Annotated in this window: 19 protein-coding genes; 4 read left to right on the top strand and 15 right to left on the bottom strand. The window is 35.3% G+C overall.

The window, feature by feature from the left end:
* Positions 1–60 precede the first annotated feature (60 nt).
* Positions 61–1,704 carry a hypothetical protein gene (locus tag BC952_RS04475; protein WP_121364416.1) on the top strand — a complete coding sequence of 548 codons (1,644 nt, stop codon included), beginning with the start codon at positions 61–63 and terminating at the stop codon, positions 1,702–1,704.
* Between the two features lie 38 nt (positions 1,705–1,742).
* On the opposite strand, the gene BC952_RS04480 is transcribed toward BC952_RS04475, so the two are convergent.
* Positions 1,743–2,060, bottom strand: coding sequence for a DUF6370 family protein (locus tag BC952_RS04480; protein WP_121364417.1), 318 nt, complete (start codon positions 2,058–2,060; stop codon positions 1,743–1,745).
* Between the two features lie 39 nt (positions 2,061–2,099).
* Positions 2,100–2,357 carry a DUF983 domain-containing protein gene (locus BC952_RS04485; RefSeq protein WP_244200092.1) on the bottom strand — a complete coding sequence of 86 codons (258 nt, stop codon included), beginning with the start codon at positions 2,355–2,357 and terminating at the stop codon, positions 2,100–2,102.
* A gap of 196 nt (positions 2,358–2,553) precedes the next feature.
* Between BC952_RS04485 and BC952_RS04490 the strand changes: the two genes are divergently transcribed.
* Positions 2,554–3,417, top strand: coding sequence for an AraC family transcriptional regulator (locus BC952_RS04490; RefSeq protein ID WP_121364419.1), 864 nt, complete (start codon positions 2,554–2,556; stop codon positions 3,415–3,417).
* 106 nt (positions 3,418–3,523) lie between these two features.
* On the opposite strand, the gene purT is transcribed toward BC952_RS04490, so the two are convergent.
* From purT to BC952_RS04520, 6 genes are all read right to left on the bottom strand, one after another.
* A complete protein-coding gene (purT, locus tag BC952_RS04495) occupies positions 3,524–4,684 on the bottom strand; it encodes a formate-dependent phosphoribosylglycinamide formyltransferase (protein WP_121364420.1) in 1,161 nt (386 codons plus the stop codon).
* 61 nt (positions 4,685–4,745) lie between these two features.
* A complete protein-coding gene (locus BC952_RS04500) occupies positions 4,746–5,102 on the bottom strand; it encodes a bleomycin resistance protein (protein ID WP_121364421.1) in 357 nt (118 codons plus the stop codon).
* A gap of 115 nt (positions 5,103–5,217) precedes the next feature.
* Positions 5,218–6,000 (bottom strand): DUF1828 domain-containing protein, encoded by a 783-nt coding sequence (locus BC952_RS04505; RefSeq protein ID WP_121364422.1) that lies wholly within the window; start codon positions 5,998–6,000, stop codon positions 5,218–5,220.
* On the bottom strand, positions 5,997–6,497 hold the full coding sequence (locus BC952_RS04510; RefSeq protein WP_091165453.1) for a DUF6978 family protein: 501 nt from the start codon (positions 6,495–6,497) through the stop codon (positions 5,997–5,999). The genes BC952_RS04505 and BC952_RS04510 overlap by 4 nt, the downstream gene beginning before the upstream one ends.
* 345 nt (positions 6,498–6,842) lie before the next feature.
* Complete coding sequence (locus BC952_RS04515; protein ID WP_121364423.1) at positions 6,843–8,030, bottom strand: pyridoxal phosphate-dependent aminotransferase; 1,188 nt, start codon at positions 8,028–8,030, stop codon at positions 6,843–6,845.
* 69 nt (positions 8,031–8,099) lie between these two features.
* Entirely contained in the window at positions 8,100–9,194 is a 1,095-nt protein-coding gene (locus tag BC952_RS04520; RefSeq protein WP_121364424.1) for a fatty acid desaturase family protein, read from the bottom strand.
* A 105-nt stretch (positions 9,195–9,299) separates the two neighbouring features.
* Here BC952_RS04520 and rsmG point away from each other — a divergent pair, with 105 nt between their 5' ends.
* Entirely contained in the window at positions 9,300–9,929 is a 630-nt protein-coding gene (gene rsmG, locus BC952_RS04525; protein WP_121364425.1) for a 16S rRNA (guanine(527)-N(7))-methyltransferase RsmG, read from the top strand.
* 102 nt (positions 9,930–10,031) lie between these two features.
* On the opposite strand, the gene pruA is transcribed toward rsmG, so the two are convergent.
* The 3 genes from pruA to BC952_RS04540 all read right to left on the bottom strand — a co-directional run bounded on the left by pruA (position 10,032) and on the right by BC952_RS04540 (position 13,497).
* On the bottom strand, positions 10,032–11,657 hold the full coding sequence (gene pruA / locus BC952_RS04530) for an L-glutamate gamma-semialdehyde dehydrogenase (RefSeq protein ID WP_121364426.1): 1,626 nt from the start codon (positions 11,655–11,657) through the stop codon (positions 10,032–10,034).
* A gap of 107 nt (positions 11,658–11,764) precedes the next feature.
* Positions 11,765–12,151: a Co2+/Mg2+ efflux protein ApaG gene (apaG, locus tag BC952_RS04535; RefSeq protein ID WP_121364427.1), complete on the bottom strand. Its 387-nt coding sequence runs from the start codon at positions 12,149–12,151 to the stop codon at positions 11,765–11,767.
* Positions 12,152–12,231: 80 nt separating this feature from the next.
* Positions 12,232–13,497: a type IX secretion system plug protein gene (locus tag BC952_RS04540; protein ID WP_121364428.1), complete on the bottom strand. Its 1,266-nt coding sequence runs from the start codon at positions 13,495–13,497 to the stop codon at positions 12,232–12,234.
* 162 nt (positions 13,498–13,659) lie between these two features.
* Between BC952_RS04540 and BC952_RS04545 the strand changes: the two genes are divergently transcribed.
* Positions 13,660–16,470, top strand: coding sequence for a M16 family metallopeptidase (locus tag BC952_RS04545; protein ID WP_121364429.1), 2,811 nt, complete (start codon positions 13,660–13,662; stop codon positions 16,468–16,470).
* Positions 16,471–16,548: 78 nt separating this feature from the next.
* Here the strand turns inward: BC952_RS04545 and BC952_RS04550 are convergent, their stop codons facing one another.
* The 4 genes from BC952_RS04550 to BC952_RS04565 are packed head-to-tail and all read right to left on the bottom strand — an operon-like array spanning position 16,549 to position 20,916.
* On the bottom strand, positions 16,549–17,319 hold the full coding sequence (locus tag BC952_RS04550; protein WP_121364430.1) for a class I SAM-dependent methyltransferase: 771 nt from the start codon (positions 17,317–17,319) through the stop codon (positions 16,549–16,551).
* Complete coding sequence (gene map, locus BC952_RS04555; protein WP_121364431.1) at positions 17,319–18,137, bottom strand: type I methionyl aminopeptidase; 819 nt, start codon at positions 18,135–18,137, stop codon at positions 17,319–17,321. The genes BC952_RS04550 and map overlap by 1 nt, the downstream gene beginning before the upstream one ends.
* 44 nt (positions 18,138–18,181) lie before the next feature.
* A complete protein-coding gene (locus BC952_RS04560) occupies positions 18,182–19,570 on the bottom strand; it encodes a TolC family protein (protein ID WP_121364432.1) in 1,389 nt (462 codons plus the stop codon).
* Positions 19,570–20,916, bottom strand: coding sequence for an HlyD family secretion protein (locus tag BC952_RS04565; RefSeq protein WP_121364433.1), 1,347 nt, complete (start codon positions 20,914–20,916; stop codon positions 19,570–19,572). The genes BC952_RS04560 and BC952_RS04565 overlap by 1 nt, the downstream gene beginning before the upstream one ends.

The raw sequence follows: 20,916 nt of genomic DNA on the forward strand, positions 1-20,916 counted from the left end.
GACTTTTTTCTGTAACATTTTTCATTTTGTGTAAACTAATGAAGTATAAAAAACAGCGTTATGAAAAAGATATTCTCAATTGTTTTCTTGTTCCTTTTTGGGTTTTTATTGTTTTATGGCAACCTTCCGGTAATCAATTATGGCTTTACGGGTTTTGCCTTTATTTTGTTGCTTTTAGTAATTCTTGGAATAGTTTTTTCTCTTGGATTGACAGTCTCGCAGCAAACAAAACAGGTCAAGTTTGTCTCTAAGCCTAACAAGATTTTATTTGTTTTGGCAGGAGTGCTTTTGGTGTATTGTATAGCGTTACCTTTTGTAACCAGTCTAAAAATGTTCCGAAGCGATTCGTATCAGAAATTAATAGGCGAGGTTAAAAACGGACAAAAAATAACCAATCACATTGCTCCAATTTCAATTGATAAAATCCGTGTGGTCGATGAGGAATTAGCGCATCTTTTGGGTGAGAAAATTTTAGGTTCGCAACCCGCCTTGGGAAGTCAGGTAGAATTAGGTGATTTTTGCATCCAAAAAGTAAACAACGATTTGTATTGGGTCGCACCTTTATTGCATTCGGGTTTTTTAAAATGGTTTAACAACCAAGAAGGAACTGCTGGATATGTTATGGTTTCTGCAACCAATGAACGCGATGTGAAATTAGTTCAGAATGTAGGAGGGAAGGATATAAAAATTAAGTACCAGCAAGGCGCCTATTTTCAAAGCGATATTCACCGACACGTTTATTTTAACGGAAATGCTACGGTTGGTCTGGCTGATTTTAGTTTTGAGATTGATGATGCTGGAAATCCGTTTTGGATTGTTACAAAATATGGTAAAAAAATTGGTTTTTCCGGAAAAGAAGCGACTGGAGTTATTGTGGTTGATGCGCAATCTGGAGTTATAAACGAATATTCAATTGCTAAAACGCCAAAGTGGGTGGACCGAATCCAGCCTTTGGATTTCATCGAAAATCAGTTGAATGATTGGGGCGAATACGTTCACGGGTACTGGAATTTTTCTAATCAGGATAAACTTCAAATTACGGAAGGAATGACATTGGTTTACGGAAAAGACAATAAATCCTACTGGTACACAGGGTTGACTTCAGTTGGGAAAGAGGAATCTGCCGTAGGTTTTGTTTTGGTGGACACTAGAACCAAAGAAACAACTTTTTATAAACAAGGTGGCGCAACAGAATTTGCTGCTCAAAGTTCGGCACAAGGGAAAGTTCAGGAAAAAGGATATAAGGCTTCATTGCCTATTCCGTACAATATTAATAACATTCCTACCTATGTGATGACGCTGAAAGATGATGGCGGATTGGTTAAAATGTTTGCGATGGTTGCTATTTCAGATTACACGATTGTTGGTGTCGGAAATACCATGCGAGAAACCTTGACTTCGTTTAAAAACGTCTATAATATGGCGGATAATAAGATAAATCCGAATAGTGTTTCCAATAAAAAATCACTGAAATCCGTAGTGACCCGAATCCAAAATGATGTAAAAAACGGGAATAGCTTCTATTATTTTAAAGTCAAAGATTATCCTAATATTTTTGTGGGCTCATCCCAAATATCGAATCAATTGCCGGTGACAATGGTAGGTGATAGTGTCACAATTTCTTTTGATGTAGACTTGGAAGAAGTGATTGATATTTCGAGTTTTGAGAATAGTAATCTCAAATTGAGTATGAAATCCAATTAATGACAAAGGGCTTAAAGAAAATTCTTTAAGCCCTTTTTTTATTTTTTTGGCAACAGTTTAAAAGAAGTAGCTTTGAACCGATTATTAACTACTTTGCCAGTAACTTCAGCTTTTCTTATTGCTGCACAAAAACCATCACTAGCATGTGCATCTCCGTGGGAATCAATAGAACTTCCATCAACAAAATAGGATTTTCCGTCAATGCGAACGGCTAATTCACAACCATGTCCTTCCATCTCAAACTGACATTGTCCGCACGAAGCTTCAACAATTTGAGGTTTTGGTTCTTCTTTTTTATCCTGAGCGCTAGCAAGTGTTGCAGAGAACAAAATAGCTAAGTACAGTATCTTTTTCATAAATGATTAAATTTTACTTTAGCTAAGATACAGGTTTTTTTACATCGAATAATTTTTAAACATGTAAATCCACAATAATCTGGAAAGACGAATATTGATAGAAGCCATTGCGATAATCACCACGGCAATGATTGGAATGATTCGTAAATCGAAAGTTTCTTTAAAGAAGAATTGAGCAATAACATAAGTTGCAATTCCTTGCGCTACTGTTAACCCATAATTTACATACATGGCTCCAAAAAAGTAACCGGGTTCTTTTTCGAATTTGTAATTGCAATGAGAACAATATTCGTTCATTTTAGGGAATCTAAAATTGAAAAAGATACTTTTTTCATTGAAAACTTTGCCTTTAAGACAATGAGGGCAATCATTATTCAAGATGTGTACAATAGAATTTGACATCGTAATTATTTTATCAAAGGTATTTCTTATTCATATCATAGATGTTTTCTATATTCGCTAATTATAGCACAATAAAGACATTTGGAGCAAAATGAAAAAATATCCTATTTATAACATTCAGCGTTTTAACTGCAATTCTGTGAATAGTGATTTGTATATTAATACCTTTAAAAATCACTTAATTGACCATAGTTTTGTTGAGGAACCGCACAGGCATAATTCGTATGTTTTGGTCTTTTTTACCAAAGGTTCAGGAACACATGAAATCGATTTTGATGTGTTTACGATTCAGGCGGGAAGTATGTTTTTTCTGCAACCCGGACAAATGCATCATTGGAATTTATCTGATGACGTGGAAGGGTTCGTAATTTTCTATTCGCAGGAAATGTATAATCTTTATTTTGGACAAAAAACAATCGCCGACTATCCATTTTATTCTTCGGTGGATAATAAACCGGAAATGGTTTTTGACGTATCCGAATCGAAAGCGATTTTTCCTTATTTTGAAAGTCTTATTGCAGAAACACAATCGAATCAGCTATTGAAGCAAGATAAAGTAATGAATTTGTTGGATATTATTCACATTGAAATTGCCAGAAAATATAGTGAAACACATTTGCACGAAGCACATTCGTATAATGTCAAGATTAAAAATTTTGAAGTGCTTTTGGAGCAAAACTTTAAAACAGAAAAGGCGCCTTTTTTCTACGCTTCACAACTCAATATTACTTTGAAACACTTGAACAGGATTTGCAATGAAATGTTGCAAAAAACCACAACCGAAGTAATTACAGCTAGAATTATCCTTGAAGCGAAACGCATGCTGATGGATAAAAAGTTTACCGTCAATGAAATTGCAACGGAATTAGGCTATGATGATTATTCGTATTTCACCCGATTGTTCAAGAAACATACGGGAATGACTCCGACAGATTTTCGTATTTCTAAAAAGTAATGGGTGATCAATCTCGTTTCCTTAAGACGTTTGTCAAGTCGAGCGCAGTCGAGACTAAGCGTTGAGTCTCGACTGCGCTCGACTTGACAATACTATCTATAGTAAATTACGAATGCACAGTAACAAGACTTGCTGCTTTCTTGGCTTTTTCTACCACCTCTTCAATTGGAGTTTCTAAAGTATCATTGACTAAAGCCACAGCCATTCTTCTATACGGTCTTGAAGTTGGTTTGCCAAAGATTCTGAAATCCGTTTTTGGTAAGGAAGCAATATTTTCTATTCCGGAATAGGTTGGATTGGTTGAGTTTTCCGAAGCTAAAATTACAGCACTCGCCCCCGCTTTTTCTAATGTAATTTCGAAAATAGGTAAACTCAAAATAGCTCGTAAGTGCAATTCGAATTCGTTGAAGTTTTGCGTTCCCGCCAAAGTTACCATTCCGGTATCATGAGGTCGAGGCGATAATTCCGAGAAATAAACACCATCATCAGCCAAGAAAAATTCGACTCCAAAAAGTCCTGCGCCACCCAAAGCTTCGGTTACTTTTTCGGCCATGTCTTGCGCTTCATACAAATCTTTGTCGGAAATTTTTGCCGGTTGCCAGCTTTCTTGATAATCTCCACGTTCTTGACGGTGACCAATTGGCGCACAGAAAAGCGTCGGATTATTATTTTGAACAACGGTTAATAAAGTTATCTCCGAATTGAATTTGACAAAAGCTTCCACAATTACTTCTACCACATCGCCACGGGAACCTTTCACGGCATAATTCCATGCTTTTTCGATATCCGCTTCGGTTTTTATGGTTGATTGTCCTTTTCCAGACGAAGACATTAAGGGTTTTACCACGCAGGGCATTCCAACGGCTTCAACTCCTTTTTGCAATTCCTCGGCAGTGGTGGCGTAGCGGTACTTGGCTGTTTTTAGTCCGAGTTCTTTGGATGCCAAATCCCGAATTGCTTTCCTATTCATCGTGAAGTTTGCCGCTTTCGCAGAAGGAACTACGGTGATTCCTTGTTTCTCGTAATCATAAAAACGCTCGGTGCGAATGGCTTCTATTTCAGGAACGATGAAATCTGGTTGGTGTTTGGCGACGATTTTGTCTAACGCATCTCCGTCCAGCATGTTGATGACTTCAAAATCATGGGCAACTTGCATTGCCGGAGCATTTTCGTAACTGTCCACAGCGATTACGATTTGTCCGATACGTTGTGCCGCGATTGTAAATTCCTTTCCTAATTCGCCTGAGCCTAGCAGTAGTATTTTCATTTTTTGAAGTCTTAATTAGAATGTAAAAATACTAAATTGCTTTTTTATGACTGCAGATTACCTACAAACTTTGCCCGAAAGTCAATAGATTATAATCCGGATCCAATATCGAAAATTCTTTTTGTCCCCAAGGTTTGATTTCCAGAGGACCATTGGGATGAATGGGAACACCGTTCTTTAAGAAGTTGTTATAAACGGTTTCGATATCTTGCACCCGAATGTAAACTCCTGAGTAATTTTCGACAGCATTAATGGTCGGAAACTCAAAAAAATGAATTTCAATGCTGTCTTTTTGTACCATCAAATACCCGTCAAAGTCTGCACTACCCCATTCTTGAAAACCCAATTGTTTGATGTAGAAATCCCTTGTAATTGCTTTGTTACGCATGGGTAACTTTGGGTTGATGGCTGTGAGCATGATGGTTTGGGTTTGATTAGTTCTATAAATCTAGTTTGGCTTATTTTTTTGTTACTGTTGTTTGTTGGCGCAGAAAGAATTTCTAGGCTATAGGGATCTAGAATGCGAAACCGGATTATGCAACAAGTAATTTTTTATTTTCAGCAGAATCTTTTTCAGACCAAAGAATGAAGTTAGCATTTTTAGATTTAAGGGCTTCTAAAAATTCGCTTTTAATTTCTTTGTCAATATCATTGATTATTGCAATAGCAGTTACATTTTTTTTTGTAATTTTTTCTCGAACAGGTTTAATGTCATCCCATGAAAATAAAAATGTAGGCAAGTTGGATTTGTTAATAGTGTTGAAAGATTTAATAACTATTTCTTTATCTCTTTGTGCAATTTGAAAATCAAAATTAAATTCTAACCCAGTTGAACCTTTCGAAATAAAATCAGGTGTAAATATAATATCTTGGGAATCTAAATAATTTCGAACATCTTCTTTAAATATTGATGCAACATTATGATTTGATAAAACATATAAGTCATTTATCTCAATTATTGCTGAAAGAAAATTATGTTTTGATTGTGAAAATTTATCAATATTAGTCTCAATTACCAATTCGTCATTATCAATTTTTACACCGTAATTAATTAATATTGAATCTAATAATGATTTTCTTCTTTTTGACCCTTGGATTTGTAATCCCTGAATTTCTAAATTGGATAGTGTTTCTCCATTGTCACTCAATTTTAATTGAGAACCATTTTTTTGAGCATAAATTTCAATTGTATCGTTAAATGCACCAATAAAAGGTGTATTTATTAAAAACCAATCCGTAGTAAGGTCTTTTTGGATAAAAGTTTTTTCTCTTAACCAATTATAATAATTGTCGACAGATGTGTTTACCCAATTCACAGTAGTGCGTGTTGTATATTTATTATGGATTTTAAATTTATCCTTCTAGCAAAGTTAAATATTAAATCCGACAAATCTGATGATTGATTAATTTCTTTAATTGGGAAATCAATTTCTGTCAATGGAATAGCCCAAGCTAGAGGTTTATAACCTTCGACGTAAATATGCATGTGTGGTTCGCTCGGTAGAAACCATTTATCAGCATATGGTTTTAAAAATTCTGGTAATGTATCTTTAATATTTTCAGGATTATGATGGCCTCCTTTAAAATCAATTCTAAGAAGACCAATATGTGAATTGCTTTCTAAATGATGAATTGAGGTTTTAAGGATTATTTTTTGATTTGTAGTTATTTCAATCCAAAAGGCGTAATCGGAATCTTGATTAGAAATTAATTCAATTCTATTCTTTTTGTTTTTTAAATCAATAGTTTGATAAGGGTTTACTAAAACTTTTTCTAGATTTAATAAATATTCAGCTTCTTGGTTTGTAAACATTTTTCAAAATATTATTTAGAATGATTCATTTCTAGAGCTAATATATAAAATTAATATTACAAATTTGTAAATTGTTGTTATTTTATCGATTGATTATAAATATTTTAGCAAATAATGAACATTCCGTACTGGATTAGAATAATTAGGATTTTGGCAGGGTTTGCGTGAGGGATAGGAGTGGAAATCCTTTATATTTTTTCTTTAAAAATATAAAGATTGCAGCGGAAAGCCCGACCCTTGTGGTCACGCCCAAAAACAACAAAACCCCAAGAATATCTTGAGGTTTTGTTAGTATATTATAAGTTGGATTTTTGACTTTCTAACTTTCGATTTTATGAGTTTTGACTATAGTGCCAAAGCATCTTTGATTCTTTTTAATGCTTCTTTCAAGATCTCGTCGCTGGTTGCGTAAGAGAAGCGAATACAGTCAGGATTTCCAAAAGCGTCACCTGTTACCGTTGCTACGTTAGCTTCGGCCAAAAGGTACATTGATAAATCCATTGCATTTTTGATTTCGGTTCCTTTCAATGTTTTTCCGAAGAATGAAGAAACGTCTGGGAATACGTAAAAAGCTCCTTCAGGAACGTTGATTTTTACGCCTGGAATTTCTTTCAATAATCCTACTACTAAATCTCTACGGCTATGGAAAGCATCAACCATGTGTTTTAACACAGATGGATCAGCATCTACAGCAGTTATGGTAGCGCGTTGTGCAATCGAATTTGCTCCTGAGGTTACTTGGCCTTGAATTTTTGTACATGCTTTAGCGATGAATTCTGGTGCGCCAATATATCCAATTCTCCATCCCGTCATAGCGAAAGCTTTAGCAACTCCATTTACAGTAATTGTTCTTTCTAACATTCCCGGGATAGATGCGATGCTGCAAAAAGTCCCTGAGAAATTGATGTGCTCATAGATTTCATCAGCTACAACGTATACATGCGGATATTTCTCCAACACTTTGGCTAATGCCGTTAATTCTTCTCTATTATAAACAGATCCACTTGGATTACAAGGAGAACTAAACCACATCATTTTTGTTTTTGGCGTGATGGCCGCTTCTAATTGTTCTGGTGTAATTTTGAAATCCGTATCTACAGAAGTTGGAACTTCTACAGGAACTCCACCAGATAATTTTACGATTTCGAAATATGAAACCCAGTAAGGTGCCGGTAAAATTACCTCGTCACCATCGTTTAGCATTACTTGTGCAATGTTGTATAAGGATTGTTTTGCTCCTGTTGAAACTACAATTTGAGATGGTTTGTACTCTAAATCATTGTCTCTTTTGAATTTTCTGCAGATGGCTTCTTTTAATTCAGCATATCCTTCTACTGGAGAATAAGTGCTGTAATTTTCATCAATCGCTTTTTTTGCTGCATCTTTGATGAAGTCAGGCGTATTAAAGTCAGGTTCGCCTAAGCTTAAGCTGATAATGTCTTTTCCTTGTGCTTTTAATTCTCTGGCCAAAGCAGCCATTGCTAGTGTTTGTGATGTTGCTAGATTGTTAATTCTATCGGATAATGGATTCATTGTAATAGGTTGTAGTTAGTTTATTAATTAGTAGAGATGCACCGCAGTGCATCTCTAGGTGTTATATGACTATGTAAGTTCCGGTTTCATTCCCAGTTCTTTCAAATGTTTGAAATGAGCAATAACGGCGCTTCGCATTGTTTTGTATTCGTAATAAGGCAAGTTGCATTCCTGAGCAGTTTCTTTTACGATACTGGCAATTTTACCATAATGTACGTGACTGATATTTGGAAAAATATGGTGCTCAATTTGGTGATTCAATCCGCCAGTGTACCAGTTGACGATAGCATTTTTTGGAGCAAAATTCGTAGTGGTAAACAATTGGTGTATCGCCCAAGTATTGTCCATTTCACCTAATTCATTTGGAGACGGATTGGTTGTTTCTTCCACAACGTGCGCCAATTGAAACACAACACTCAGAATTAAACCAGCTGTGTAATGCATCACGAAGAAACCAATAAGCACTTTCCACCATGTGATTCCAATAACGATTGGCAATACGATCCAGATAGAAACATAAATTACTTTTGTGATAATTAATGTTGTCCAAAGTATTTTTGGGCTTTTCGCTTCTCCGTACGATAATTTTCTTTTCAAATAGCTTCTCATCTGTTTGAAATCAGTTGTGATAGCCCAGTTGAACGTTAGTAATCCGTATAAGAATACAGAATAATATTGTTGAAAACGGTGAAAGTTATACCATTTTGCTTCTTTAGTAAAACGGATTACACGTCCAGCATCTAAATCCTCATCATGACCTGGAATGTTTGTGTAAGTGTGGTGTAAAACATTGTGTTGCACTTGCCAGTTGTATACATTTCCTGCCAAAACATAAATAGTTCCACCCATGAATTTGTTCACCCAGGTTTTGTTAGAATATGAACCGTGATTTCCATCGTGCATCACATTCATTCCTACTCCGGCCATTCCAATTCCCATAACGATGGTCAACAGAAGATGGGCCCAAAAAGGCATACCAAGTGTCAAAATTAAAAAGTAAGGAGCAAGAAAAACTGAAAAGAGAATTATGGTTTTCAAGTATAGTTTCCAATTCCCGGTCTTTTGGATATTGTTTTCTTTGAAGTAATTGTTAACCCGAGAGTTAAGCGTTCTAAAAAATTTCAAGCTGTCTTGCTTAGCAAATGTTGGAGCATTATTATTCATATATATTCAATAAAGGTCAAAGGTAATTATTATAAATTTTTGGATATACAAAATTGAGATAAATATTTTAACTCTAAAGTATTACTTTTGTTAAAAAATTAGAACATGGACGAGATTCTTAAGTATTTTCCTAATTTGACTGATATTCAGAAAGAACAGTTTCAAAAATTGGATTTTCTTTACCACGATTGGAACGAAAAAATAAATGTTATTTCAAGAAAAGATATTGATGCTTTGTATACCAAACATATATTGCATTCTTTGGGAATTGCCAAAATTATAAAATTTGAACCGGGCACTTATGTTTTGGATGTGGGCACTGGAGGAGGGTTTCCTGGTATTCCATTGGCGATTCTTTTTCCGGAAACGCGTTTTTATTTGATTGATGTCATTGCCAAAAAAATAAAAGTGGTTCAGGCTGTTGCCGAAGGATTGGAATTGAAGAATGTAAAAGCGGAGCAAATGCGTGCCGAAAATGTGAAAGGAGATTTCGACTTTATCGTGAGTCGTGCCGTTACAAATATGCCGGATTTTGTTTATTGGGTAAAAACCAAAATCAAAAAGAACAACAAACACGAATTGAAAAACGGAATTCTCTATTTAAAAGGAGGAGATTTAACTGAAGAATTGAAGGATTTTCCAAAAGCTACGGAATACAATTTAGCTGATTTCTTTGAAGATGAATTCTTTGAAACTAAGAAAGTAGTGCATTTGCCGTTGAAATTTCAATTATAGTCGAAAGGTAGAAGTGTATAGAAAAAATGTAAAAAAAAAAGCCGAATCTAAAATTTTTTAGATTCGGCTTTTTGTGTATTTGTTAAGTTCTTTAAGACTAGATTACCCTAAAAATGGATATCTGTAGTTCTCTGGAGTTACAAAAGTTTCTTTGATGGTTCTTGGCGAAACCCAACGCAATAAGTTCAATACTGAACCTGCTTTGTCATTAGTTCCTGATCCTCTTGCGCCACCAAATGGTTGTTGTCCTACAACTGCTCCAGTTGGTTTATCGTTGATGTAGAAATTACCTGCTGCATTTTCTAAAACTTTCATCGCATATTCAATGGCATAACGGTCTTGGCTCAAGACAGCTCCTGTCAATGCGTACTCAGAAGTTGAATCCACTAGAACAAGAGTTTCTTCCCATTTAGCATCTTCATAAACGTAAATTGTCAAAACTGGTCCGAATAATTCGGTTTCCATTGTAGTGTATTTTGGATTTGTAGTTACGATAACGGTTGGCTCTATAAAATAACCAACAGACTTGTCGTAATTTCCTCCTGCAATAATTTCGGCATCAGCATCTTTTTTAGCTTGGTCAATAAAACCGGCTAATTTGTCAAATGAACCTTCTGAAATTACGGATGAAACAAAATTATTGGTATCTCCTGGAGATCCCATTTTCATAGAAGCTAAATCAGCAACTAATAATTTTTTTACTTCTGGCCATATTGATTTTGGAACGTATGCTCTTGAAGCTGCTGAACATTTTTGTCCTTGGTATTCGAAAGCTCCTCTGGAAAGTGCTGTAGCAACTTGTGCCGGAATAGCGGATGAATGCGCTACAACAAAATCTTTACCTCCAGTTTCTCCTACGATTCTTGGATATGTTTTGTAGTTGCTGATGTTTTGTCCAATTTTTCCCCAAATGTCATTGAAAACACGGGTTGAACCGGTGAAGTGAATTCCTGCGAAATCACGACTTCCTAATAATGTTTCAGAAATCATCGCTGAGTCTCCATAAACCACATTGATTACACCGTCCGGTAAACCTGCTAGTTTGAATACTTCTACAATTACATTTGCAGAATAAATTTGTGTAGCACTTGGTTTCCAAACCACAACATTCCCCATTAATGCTGGAGCAGCAGGTAAATTACCGGCAATTGCTGTAAAGTTAAACGGAGTGATGGCATAAACAAATCCTTCCAATGGTCTGTGTTCTAATCGGTTCCAAACACCTTCGGATGAAGCAGGTTGTTCAGCATAAATTTGAGACATGAATTGCACATTGAAACGCAAAAAGTCTATAAATTCACAGGCTGCGTCAATTTCAGCTTGGTGTACTGTTTTTGCCTGAGCAATCATTGTTGCTGCATTTATTTTGGCACGGTAAGGTCCTGCAAGCAATTCAGCAGCTTTTAAAAATATTGATGCTCTGTGTTCCCAAGCTAAATTAGCCCATTTCTTTTTTGCTTCAAGCGCAGTTGAAATGGCTTTTTCTATATGTTCTTTGTCAGCCTCGTGGTATTGTCCCACAGTATGTTTGTGGTCGAAAGGAGGATTTATAGTTTTTATTTTTCCAGTGCGGATTTCTTCTCCTCCAATGTATAAAGGAACATCAACGGTTTCACTATACATTTTCTTGAAAGTGCTTAGAACTTCTTCTCTTTCCGGACTTCCTGGAGCGTAGGACTTAACGGTTTCGTTAAACGCTTTTGGGACGTTGTAAATTCCTTTTGGCATATTAAATAGATTTTAATTATAATCAAAAATTGAGTGGTAAAGGTAACAATAATTCATCAATCAGAGAATCTGATTGGAAGTTAAAATTCTAATAAAAGAGTTGTAGTTTAATTCAAAGCAAACGGAGCACTAAGCCTAAAAGCAGGTACTATCACTTTGAATTTTTTTGTTGAGGTAAAATTAATCATATTGAAATAGCCTTTCATGGCGCCATAAGGGGACGACAATAGGCAACCTGAGCTGTAGGTGTGAAATTCTCCAGGTTTTAAAACTGGTTTTTTACCAATTACGCCTTCGCCATCAACAATCTCGATATCATTTAGGGAATCAAAAATTTCCCAATGACGTGAAATCAATTGAACGGAATCCTTACTGTGGTTTTCAATTGTGATTACGTAACTAAAGGCAAAGTGAATCTTATAGTTTTTGAAGTAAGTACCCTCAAAACTAGTCAATACCGAAATCTTTATGCCTCTTGTTATTTGAGAAACCATGTTAAATGGATGAATGTGGGGTTATTATTGACAAATTTACAAAAAAATGGTGTCGTTTTACCAAATTTATCAAAAGTTTTTTAGTTAATAATATTTATCGAATTTGCCATTCCTTTACCCACAACTCTGTCGTATCGGTCAATGCTTTCTCTGTAATAAACTAAAATGGTATATTCATTTTCTGTTTGGTAGAAGTTTCCGTCAATTGTATTTTCATAGTCAATTGCTCCTTTTTCGTCAGCAACTTTATATTCAAAATTCGCAAATCCCTGCTTGATTAAAATTGCTTTTTCATAAATCGCTTTTTTGGGATTGTACTCCATTTTGTATTCTGGAGACAGCGTGTAATTGTTGAACATTCCAGTAACATAAATATTTTTATTCAATCGGAATGTAGGTGCCGAAAGACTGAAATAAACCCAGGCATAATCAGCCTCGATTTCGTTATTAGCTGAGTTTAAATTGTTGACAACAAAATTCCCATTGACATCTTGGGTAAAGGAATACGGGAAATTGGCTCTGGCGGCGCTGGTGTACAAATATGAACCGTAAATAGGTGTTTTAGAATCAATTCGAGCTACATTGTTGCTTGCCGAACGAATGTCTTTGTTTTCAAAAAATAAAAACTCATTTCCCGCCCAAAACTGAGTCTCCGAATCATATTTGTAAATCAAATCATTACCAATGGTATATTGTGGACTTATGTTTTTTATACCGCTATTCAATTGTCCGTTTTGAAGTAAAAGTACTTTGATGTTTTTTAACGGATTTTGAAAAGTAATTGTATTTGATTTAATGGTAAAATCTAAATTGTGTTTCATTTCAATGTTGTCTACTGTTCGTGCTCGCTTCACCTGCATTGGAACTGTAACAAGATCTTCACATAAAATGAATTTTCTGGAAAACACGACTTCTTTATTTTCGTCTAAAACTTTAATGATGTAATTCCCGCTGATTCGCAACTGCTGCGTAAATTGATTGGGAATTGATAATTTGTAGTGTGAATAGATTTGTAATGTATTGAAGGAATTAGTGTAATCTTGAATTCTTTGATTGTCAAAACCTTCTAAATATTCGTTTTTTGGAATTGCGGTAGGATTCCAGTTGTAATCGCAATGAATTATTTCGTAATAATAATTGGCTTCATTGGCAAAAAGGTCATCAAACTGCAATTGAAATCCTTCACCTAATTTAAAAATTGGAATCACATTTCGATCACTTTGTAAAAAAGAAATCGTTTTGATATTGTAAGGCGGAGCGATTTCTTTTTCTGTTTGTGCCAAAGAAATATAGGAACAAAACACCGTGAGAAGAAGAAAGGTTATAGTGAGAAAAGAGTTTTTCATTTTGTAGCACTTAAGATTTTGTAAATATAATGATTACGTTTTGCTTTTGGTTTATCTTGTTTTGTAAAGACTTTTTTTGTGAGTAATATCTGTTAATATTGTCTTAATTCGTTCTGTTTTTAAATGGTAACTGATTAGTTTTACTACAAATAAACCAACCTTATGAAAAAAATCAACAACTTAGTCTTTGGTGTTTTGTTATTTCCATTAGCTGTTTTTGCCCAGCAAATGGATTATTCGAAAGCCATTCCTTTTGATCCGAGCGTGAAAACTGGAAAACTTGAAAATGGGTTAACCTATTACATCAAGAAAAATGCCAAACCGGAAAACAAAGTAGATCTTCGATTAGTCGTCAATGCGGGATCCATTTTAGAAACGGATGATCAACAAGGTTTAGCTCATTTTATGGAGCACATGTGTTTTAATGGAACCAAGCGTTTTCCAAAAAACCAATTGGTTGATTATTTACAAAGTATTGGTGTAAAGTTTGGACAGCATTTGAATGCTTACACGAGTTTTGATGAAACCGTTTATTTTTTACCAATTCCATCAGATAGCCCTGAAAAATTGGAAAAAGGATTCCAAATTATTGAAGATTGGGCTTTCAATACGGTTTTGACTCCGGAAGAAATTGATAAAGAAAGAGGAGTTGTTCTGGAAGAATATAGATTAGGTTTAGGAGCCGGAAAAAGAATGCAGGGACGTTATATTTCTAAAATGATGCACGATTCCCATTATGCGGAACGATTGCCAATTGGACAAAAGGAAGTTTTAGAAAAATTCAAACATCAATCCTTAATTAATTTTTATAAAGATTGGTATCGTCCAAATTTGATGAGTGTAATTGTTGTGGGTGATATTGATGTTGCTGAAATGGAGAAGAAAATTATTTCACATTTTTCAAGCTATAAAAACCCAGCAAACGAAAAGTTGAGAAAGGTTTATGATGTTCCTAATCATAAGGAAACTTTTGTAGCTGTAGAAAGTGATAAAGAAGCCTCAAGTGCTCAAGTACAATTAATGTACAAAGATTACGGAACTCCAAAACCAGTGGTAAATGTTGGAGATTTCAAAAATTCTCTTGTTGAAGGATTATTTTCTACACTTTTAAACACACGATTGGATGAACTGACAAACTCAGCAACACCTCCGTTTACGTATGGATATTCGTATTATGGCGGCACTTTTGCCCGAAATAAAAAAGCGTATCAATCAGTAGCAATGTCTCAGGAAGACAAACAGTTGAATGCTTTGAAAGTTTTGGTCACTGAAAATGAGAGAGCAAAGAAATTTGGATTTACCCAAGGTGAATTAGATCGTTCCAAAGCCGAATTTCTTGCATCTATTGAAAAAGCATATAATGATAGAGACAAAACGAATTCAGTGAATTTTGTTGGTGAATACCAAGCTAATTTCTTAGAAAAAGAACCGGTTCCCGGAATCGAGTGGACGTATCAAATGATGAAGCAATTGATGCCTTTGATTGATTTAAAGGATGTGAATAGCTTGATTAAAGATTATGTAAAAGAAGATAACCGCGTAATTATTCTGACTGGACCTGAAAAAGAAGGTTTGAAAAAAGTAACGGAACAACAAGTTCTAGACGCATTAAAAGTTAACGCAGATGATCTTAAACCTTATGAAGATGCTGCTGTCGCTACAAGTTTAATGCGCAATGAGGTTAAACCGGGTACAATTGTTAGTCGTGAAAGCAATTCGAAAATTGGTACTAAGACATTAGTTTTATCCAACGGCGTGAAAGTGATTTATAAAAATACCGATTTCAAGAATGATGAGGTTCTTTTTGAAGCTGTGAGTTTTGGAGGAACTAATTTATACTCGAACGAGGAGATGAAAAAAGTTCAATTTGCCAATGGCGCTTTGGCGGAAGCCGGATTCTCAGGACTTAAATTGAATGATATCAATAAATTCATGACAGGTAAAATAGCGAGAGTGAATCCATATATTAGTTCTACTACAGAAGGTTTACGCGGAAATGCTACTCCTAAGGATTTAGAATATCTTTTCCAAATGACGTATGCTTACTTCACTGATTTGAACTATGATCCTGAAGCTTTTGAAGGCTTTAAACAAAAGCAATCAAGTTTCTTTAAGAATATGGCTTCGCAACCGCAAAACTATTTTCAACAAGAGTTTTATACGTATTTGAATAAAGAAAATCCAAGATTCAATGGAGTTATGCCAACGGATAAATCTTGGGCCGAAACAGATTACAAGTTAGCGTACAATAAATACAAAGAGCGTTTTGCGAATGCAGCTGATTTTGAGTTTTATTTTGTGGGAAACATCGATGATAAAACCATGGAAGAATATGCCGTTAAATATTTAGCGTCTTTGCCAGCTACCAATAAAAAAGAGAAAGCAGTTGATTTAGGCTACCGAATGTTAAAAGGAGATTTGAAAAAAGTCGTTAACAAAGGAACAGATCCAAAAAGTAATGTGACGATCATGTATTATGGCGATGCTACTTATTCCGCTAAAGATGCGATGACCATGCAGGCACTTGGTGAAGTTTTGACTATAAAATTAATCGAGCAATTGCGTGAAAACGAAAGTGGTGTTTATGGTGTTTCTGCAAGAGGAAGTTTGAGTAAAATTCCAAATGGAATGTACAGTTTCAATATTGGTTTTCCATGTGGACCGGATAATGCTGAAAAATTGACAGCTTCTGCTTTAAAAGAACTTCAAAATATTATCGATAACGGACCGGATGAAAAAGATGTGGCTAAATTCAAAGAAGGAGAATTAGCTGATTTTAGAAAAGACAGTAAAGAAAACAGATATTGGTTGTCTAATTTCACGAGATCTTATATTTATGGAAACAGTACCGAGGATGTCTTGAAATTTGAAGAAGCTGTAAATGCGGTGACTGCAAAAGATATTCAGAATATTGCTAAAAAATATCTTACCAAAGATAAAGTTATTGGAATGTTGATGCCTGAAAAGAAATAAACCGACTCACTAATTATCTAAAAACCTGCTAAAATTAACTTTAGCAGGTTTTTTTATGATGTGAATTTATGGGTTGAACTATTTAAAACAAACAGGAATAATTTCCCCTTTTGCCAAACAATATTTTTCTACTAATTCAGGTGCAATTTTATTGGTGTAATCTTCTTCAATTACTTTAAAACCGATACTTCGTAATTTATCAAAATAATCGCGACCGTAAATGCGTACGTGATCATATTGACCAAAGATTTTGGCGCGTTCTTTTTGGTCGGTAATGGAATCATCGGCAAAAGTGGTGGCTCTGGACAAATCCTGTGGAATTTGTAAAATAGCCATTCCACCCGGTTTCAAAACCCGATACAATTCTTGCATCGCTTTCGTATCATCTGGAATGTGTTCTAAAACGTGATTACACAGAATGACATCATATTGATTGTCTTCAAAAGGCAAATTACAAATGTCCGCTTTTACATCCGCCAAAGGCGAAAATAAATCGGTTGTCGTGTAGTCCAGATTTTTTTGGTTTCGAAACAATTTATAAAAAGCTTGCTCTGGTGCAAAATGCAGTACTTTCTTTTTTGCTGTCGAAGTAAAAAAATCTGTTTCGTTATTTAAATACAACCACAATAAACGATGCCTTTCTAATGAAAGTGTACTTGGCGAAAGCACATTATTTCGTTGTGTTTCGTATCCATAAGGCAACATCGATTTGAAGCTTTTTCCATCAATAGGGTCGGTGAAATTAGTTCCTTTTAATGAATAAGCGATAATAGGACGTGCCACATAACTTAAGCGAATAAGTATAGGACGCGGAATGGTATTGAGTATAAGTTTAAATAGTTTTTTCATTACAGCACTAAAGGTGTTTGTCTAAACTCATCTTCTTCAGTACTTACGATTTCTAACGCTTTGTAGATATAACCAAAAGTGGACAAAATCTCCGGTTTCCCATCAATAATGGCTACGTCGTGCTCAAAATGAGCACTTGGTTTTCCGTCAGCGGTTGTGATTGTCCAGCCGTCTTTGTGTTGTTTGATGTTTCGGGTTCCCATGTTAATCATCGGTTCAATGGCAACAACCATTCCTTCGACAAAAAGTTTTCCTCTTCCTTTTTTGCCATAATTAGGCATTTCAGGATCTTCGTGCATTTTTTGGCCCAAGCCGTGTCCTACTAATTCCCGTACTACACCATAACCATGTGATTCGGTATATTTTTGAATTGCATTTCCTACGTCTTCAACACGGTTTCCTAGTCTTAATTCGCGAATTCCTACGTATAATGATTCTTTGGTAACCTGTAATAATTTTTTAGTTTCAGGAGCAACTTCGCCTATTTCAAAAGAATATGCATGGTCACCATGGTATCCGTTTTTGAAAGCACCACAATCCACAGAGATTACATCACCGCTTTCCAATGGTTTATTATTTGGAATTCCATGCACCACTTGCGAGTTTGGACTCATACAAAGTGAATTTGGGAAACCGTATAATCCAAGGAAACTAGGTTCTGCACCATGATCACGAATGAATGTTTCGGCTAATTTGTCGAGGTATAAAGTGGTGACTCCTTCTTTGATTTCAGAAGCAATCATTCCTAATGTTTTTGATACGATCAACGCACTTTCGCGCATTAATTCTATTTCTTCACGAGATTTTACAATAATCATAATTTCGGATTTTCAATTTGCAAAAGTACAATTTTATAAATTATTTAATCCGGATTGGCCATTATTTTAAAAAGCTCTGAATTTGATATGTAAAAACGATTCTCTAAAGCGATTTTCGAAAGCTGAGCGCTAACTAAATTATTCTCTCGGGTATTGATTAGAAATAAGGAACTTTCACCAAAAGAAAATAATCTTTCCTCTGAGTTTAACATCGTCAGATTGTCTTGTACCAAACCTTTTATCAGCTCTTTTTGTCTCAGCAAGGACTCAATTTCCACTTTTTGTGCATTGATTTTATTGGTCAATTGCACTTTTTCAAGATCCAATGTAAATTCAGTTTCCTGAACTTTGAACTTCGCCAATTTCAAGCTTCCACGCTCTTTTCTCAGAAACAAAGGGAAGTAAAAATCCAATCCAATTTTATAATCCTCAAACTGATAATTATCAATATAGCTGGGTTCTGAAATATAGGAGTAACCGACATCAATTTTTGGTAAAAGCATGTTAGCTTTCAGTTTTCGTTCCACATTGAGCATGTCAATTTTGCTTTGCAGCGCATTAATTTTTGGATGATTGGTGATAGAGAAATCGGTGTTTAGTAAATCATTCGTTTTTAAACTTTCCTGAATAGTGAATTCCAATTGGGTTTCAGGAATCAACTCATCGGATAATTCCAGCGGAATATTGTTTTCTAACCAAAGAAAAGTTGCGAGTTCTAATTTGGCTTTAGCCAATTTCAGATTCGAATCTTCCAAGCTCAGTTTTCTGTTTTTCACAATAATTCCTGCCTCAATACTATCAATCGCTGGTTTGTCTCCTTGATTGATTAAAGATTGAATTCCTTTGAATCTAATTTGTGCATTTTCATTATATTCTTCATACAACTGCACTTCGTTAAAGTTTTTTTTCCAGTTAAAATACGCCAGTGAAGCATCATACAAAACCGCAATTGCCTGAAGTTTTCGTTCTGCCTGACTCAATTGTATTTGCATTTTTGCCTTTCGGACATCAGCCATTCTTTGGTTGATAAACAGTCCTTGTCCAAGTGGAACGGTCACTCCCAAGGAAGTTAATCCTTGATTGGGAAGGGTGTTTTGCGGATTCAGGTATACGCCATCACTATTGTCAAAACCCGCTTTAATCTCGATTCCGTACCATGTTGGGATTTTGAAGCTGCTGTTCAAAATCGAATAATACTCTTTGTCTTTGAATTGTTTTTCGGTGAAATCGACTTCAATTTTTGGGTCAAAACCACCGCGAGCCATCATCAAATTAGCTTGCGCTTTACTGATTTCCAAGTTGGCATTCTTCACCAGCGGATGGTATTTTTTTACATACCCCAAGAACTCCGTATAAGTGAATTCTTTTGAGTTGATATCTTGGGCTGTTGCAGTAAAACCCAAAAATAAAAATGCTAAAAATAGTTGTTTCATTATTTTTTCTCTGTTGTTGGTTTTACCCCTGGTTTGTAATAATTAGGAGGGAATCCGTTCAAGGATCTCCACAATTCAAACCAAACCGGCACATTATTTAGCAGTGCGATGGTTTGCGCTCCAGCTCCTATACTCAGTTGCTCAGGCCATTTATCATCACTATTATCAGGTGAAATTAATACGCGATATTTTCCATTGACACTAATGAAATTTTCAATGGCTACAATTTCACCTCCAAAGGTTCCATACGACATGTTTGGCCATCCAGAGAATACAATTGTAGGCCATCCATCAAACCAAACTCTGACTTTTTCTCCTTTGCGTAACAACGGAAGGTCAATTGGGTTTACAAAAGTTTCTACGGCAATATCATATTTTGATGGCATTATGGTTGCAATTGGCGTTCCTTCTTTAATGGTTTCTCCTATTCCGGATTGCAAAGCCCTATTGATATAGCCGTTTTGCGAGGCTTTGATGTAATACATTCGGTTTCTAATGCTGTAATTTGCATACTGATTTTCAAGTTTATTCACTTGCGCATCAGTATCGTACTGACTGCTAAGTGCTGTGAATTTGTCACTATTGGCTTTCGAAACTTTCTCTGCATACTCTGCGCTTATTCTGTTTATCTCAACTTTAGCATTAATAAACTCGTTTTTGCTGGTTAAGTATTTGTTTTCCTGAGTGATAATTTTCGCTTCTACTTCTTGTAATTTCAGTCTTTTTTCTTCAATATCAGTAAGCGGTTTCAGTCCTTCCTTATTCAGTTGAACCGAACGATTGTATTGTGTATTGGCTATCTTTAGTTGGGTTCTTACGGCAACTAAATCAATACTGTCACTCTTTATTTTCAAAACGGATTGTTTAATTTTATTTTGCGCTTGTTCTATTTTCAAAACTTTTTCTCTTTCAATGGCTTGTATCTGGCCAGTAAGCGTGCTTACTTTTGAACCATACGATTGTAAAGATTGTTTTTTTGCATCTATTTGATTTCGTGTATTTTGAACTAAATTTGGATCCATATAATCCTCTTTTATTTCTGATATAAATAGAATTGTATCGCCTTTCTTTACAAAATCGCCTTCCTGAACATACCATTTTTCAAGTCGACCAGAAATCACACTCTGAATGGACTGTGGTCTTTGGTCAGGTCTTAATGTGGTAACGCTTCCGCTGCCTGAAATGTTTTGCGTCCAAGGCAAAAAGAGTGCTATTACCCCTATAATTGAAACCCCTACAATAATTTTATTTAAAATTTTATAGTGTGGTCTGTTGACTAGGTTTTTCACCGTACTAAAACGATCTAATGACGGCAGTTTTGTTTTATTGTCAGATATATTTAGCAT

The organism is Flavobacterium limicola, from assembly GCF_003634755.1.
GTDB lineage: Bacteria > Bacteroidota > Bacteroidia > Flavobacteriales > Flavobacteriaceae > Flavobacterium > Flavobacterium limicola.

Coding starts and splice junctions, on each gene's coding strand:
- BC952_RS04520 (WP_121364424.1), bottom strand. CDS start 9,194: ATGAATAATAATGCTCCAACATTTGCTAAGCAAGACAGCTTGAAATTT.
- BC952_RS04510 (WP_091165453.1), bottom strand. CDS start 6,497: ATGTTTACAAACCAAGAAGCTGAATATTTATTAAATCTAGAAAAAGTT.
- apaG (WP_121364427.1), bottom strand. CDS start 12,151: ATGGTTTCTCAAATAACAAGAGGCATAAAGATTTCGGTATTGACTAGT.
- BC952_RS04550 (WP_121364430.1), bottom strand. CDS start 17,319: ATGAAAAAACTATTTAAACTTATACTCAATACCATTCCGCGTCCTATA.
- purT (WP_121364420.1), bottom strand. CDS start 4,684: ATGAAAATACTACTGCTAGGCTCAGGCGAATTAGGAAAGGAATTTACA.
- BC952_RS04490 (WP_121364419.1), top strand. CDS start 2,554: ATGAAAAAATATCCTATTTATAACATTCAGCGTTTTAACTGCAATTCT.
- map (WP_121364431.1), bottom strand. CDS start 18,137: ATGATTATTGTAAAATCTCGTGAAGAAATAGAATTAATGCGCGAAAGT.
- pruA (WP_121364426.1), bottom strand. CDS start 11,657: ATGCCAAAAGGAATTTACAACGTCCCAAAAGCGTTTAACGAAACCGTT.
- BC952_RS04515 (WP_121364423.1), bottom strand. CDS start 8,030: ATGAATCCATTATCCGATAGAATTAACAATCTAGCAACATCACAAACA.
- BC952_RS04500 (WP_121364421.1), bottom strand. CDS start 5,102: ATGCTCACAGCCATCAACCCAAAGTTACCCATGCGTAACAAAGCAATT.
- BC952_RS04475 (WP_121364416.1), top strand. CDS start 61: ATGAAAAAGATATTCTCAATTGTTTTCTTGTTCCTTTTTGGGTTTTTA.
- rsmG (WP_121364425.1), top strand. CDS start 9,300: ATGGACGAGATTCTTAAGTATTTTCCTAATTTGACTGATATTCAGAAA.
- BC952_RS04565 (WP_121364433.1), bottom strand. CDS start 20,916: ATGCTAAATATATCTGACAATAAAACAAAACTGCCGTCATTAGATCGT.
- BC952_RS04560 (WP_121364432.1), bottom strand. CDS start 19,570: ATGAAACAACTATTTTTAGCATTTTTATTTTTGGGTTTTACTGCAACA.
- BC952_RS04485 (WP_244200092.1), bottom strand. CDS start 2,357: ATGAACGAATATTGTTCTCATTGCAATTACAAATTCGAAAAAGAACCC.
- BC952_RS04540 (WP_121364428.1), bottom strand. CDS start 13,497: ATGAAAAACTCTTTTCTCACTATAACCTTTCTTCTTCTCACGGTGTTT.
- BC952_RS04480 (WP_121364417.1), bottom strand. CDS start 2,060: ATGAAAAAGATACTGTACTTAGCTATTTTGTTCTCTGCAACACTTGCT.
- BC952_RS04545 (WP_121364429.1), top strand. CDS start 13,660: ATGAAAAAAATCAACAACTTAGTCTTTGGTGTTTTGTTATTTCCATTA.